Annotated in this window: 2 protein-coding genes; both read right to left on the bottom strand. The window is 62.6% G+C overall.

The genetic code is table 11. The annotated features are described in order from the left end of the window. Window positions 1-1,209, bottom strand: a 1,209-nt coding sequence (gene nuoF / locus C9413_RS31540) for an NADH-quinone oxidoreductase subunit NuoF (RefSeq protein ID WP_170251457.1), incomplete at its 3' end; no start/stop codon positions are given. A 12-nt stretch (window positions 1,210-1,221) separates the two neighbouring features. After that, window positions 1,222-2,076: NAD(P)H-dependent oxidoreductase subunit E (locus C9413_RS31535; RefSeq protein WP_170251455.1), on the bottom strand; the 855-nt coding region annotated here is incomplete at its 5' end.

Here is a 2,076-nt window from a genome sequence, read left to right as displayed (position 1 = left end):
ACCCTGCACCGGCCATGCGGCAGCATCGCCGAGCGCACAGATGGTGTGGCCTTCGATCTGCTTGGTGACCTGGAAGAGCATGTCGATCTCGCGCTTGTGGGCATTGCCCTTGGCCATACGCTCCATCACGCGCCACATCCAGCCGGTGCCTTCGCGGCACGGCGTGCACTGGCCGCAGCTCTCATGCTTGAAGAAAGCCGAGATGCGGGCAATCGCCTTGATGACGTCGGTGGACTTGTCCATGACGATCGCGGCGGCCGTGCCGAAGGACGAACCGACAGCGCGCAGGCCGTCGAAATCCATCGGGCAATCGATGATGTCCTTGGCGGGCACGATCGGGCACGAGGCGCCGCCAGGAATGACGGCGAGCAGGTTGTCCCAGCCGCCGCGAATGCCACCGGCGTGACGATCGACAAGCTCGCGGAAAGTAATGCCCATTTCCTCTTCGACGGTGCACGGCTTATTGACGTGGCCGGAGAGCATGAAAAGTTTGGTGCCGACATTGTTCGGACGGCCGATCGAGGAGAACCAGCCGGCGCCGCGGCGAAGGATCGTCGGGGCAACGGCGATCGACTCGACGTTGTTGACCGTCGTCGGGCAGCCGTAGAGACCCATATTGGCCGGGAACGGCGGCTTCAGGCGCGGCTGCCCCTTCTTGCCCTCAAGGCTTTCGAGCAGGGCGGTTTCTTCGCCGCAGATGTAAGCGCCGGCGCCGTGATGGACATAAATTTCCATGTCCCAGCCGAGCTTGTTGTTCTTGCCGAGCAGGCCGGCATCATAGCATTCGTCGATAGCCGCCTGCAGTGCCTCACGCTCGCGGATATATTCGCCGCGGACATAGATGTAGGCGGCGTTCGCGCCCATGGCGAAGCTTGCAACCACGCAGCCTTCGATCAGCGTATGCGGATCGTGGCGCATGATGTCGCGGTCCTTGCAGGTGCCGGGCTCCGACTCGTCGGCATTGACGACGAGATAGTGCGGCCGGCCATCGCTTTCCTTCGGCATGAAGGACCACTTGAGACCGGTCGGAAAACCTGCGCCGCCACGGCCGCGAAGGCCAGACGCCTTCATCTCGTTGACGATCCAGTCGCGGCCCTTTTCGAGGATCTGCTTGGTGCCGTCCCAGTGGCCGCGGCTCATCGCGCCTTTCAGGGACTTGTCCTTGAGGCCGTAGATATTGGTAAAGATGCGGTCCTTATCTTGTAACATGCTTCACACCTCTTACCGCGGCTTCTTGCCAAAGATCTTGATATATTCCGCTTCGCCGCCCTTGGCGAGCGCCTTGGCCTGCTTGGCCCAGTCGTCGCGCTCGATGCGGCCCTTGAAATTCAAGTATCCATCGACCCAGTCGCGTTCGGCCTTCTTCCAGCCTGCGACCTGCGCGTAGGTGAAGATTCCGAGTTCGTTCAAAATGGCCTCGATCTTCGGACCGACGCCCGAGATCAGCTTGAGATCGTCCGGAGCTGTCGGCTTTTCGATGCCGACCGGCCGGTTCTTGTCGGTCAGCGCCGGCTTACTCACGGCCGGAGCAGCGGCTGCCTTTGCAGGCTTTTCGGCCGGTGCAGGCAGCGGCGCAGCCTCGACGGCCTTGACATTTTTGGCCGCGGCCTTCGGCGCCGTATGGGGCGTCTTCAGCGCCGGATTGGTTTCAGCGTCACCGCTCTTTGGACGGCCGGCCTCGGAAGGCGGAAGGCTGACGGCATCGCCGACGGCCTTCTTTGCGGAAGCCTTCGGCTTGGGATCCGGCGCCAGAAGCGTCGTCGGACCGCCTTCGGGCGAGGAAAAATGACGGTCGATCTGCGGGCCGGGCTTGATGCTTGCGCCATTGCCGGCATTGAACGTGTCGATGATCTCTTCGAGGCGCTCCGGCGTCAGGTCTTCGTAAGTGTCCTTGCCGATCATCACCATCGGTGCGTTAACGCAGGCCCCGAGACATTCGACCTCTTCCCAGGAGAGCGTGCCTTCGGCATTGCGCTCGAACGGGTGATCGGGGATCTTGCTCTTGCAGACCTTCATCCGGCCTTCAGAGCCGCGCAGCATGCAGGGCGTCGTGCCGCCGACATGGACGTGGGGGCG

The sequence above is a fragment of the Rhizobium sp. SEMIA 4085 genome, assembly GCF_013004495.1.
In the GTDB taxonomy this organism is placed as follows: Bacteria; Pseudomonadota; Alphaproteobacteria; order Rhizobiales; family Rhizobiaceae; genus Rhizobium; species Rhizobium gallicum.
Note: the sequence above shows the minus strand (reverse complement) of the source record. Positions and strands in the feature narration are given on the sequence as shown.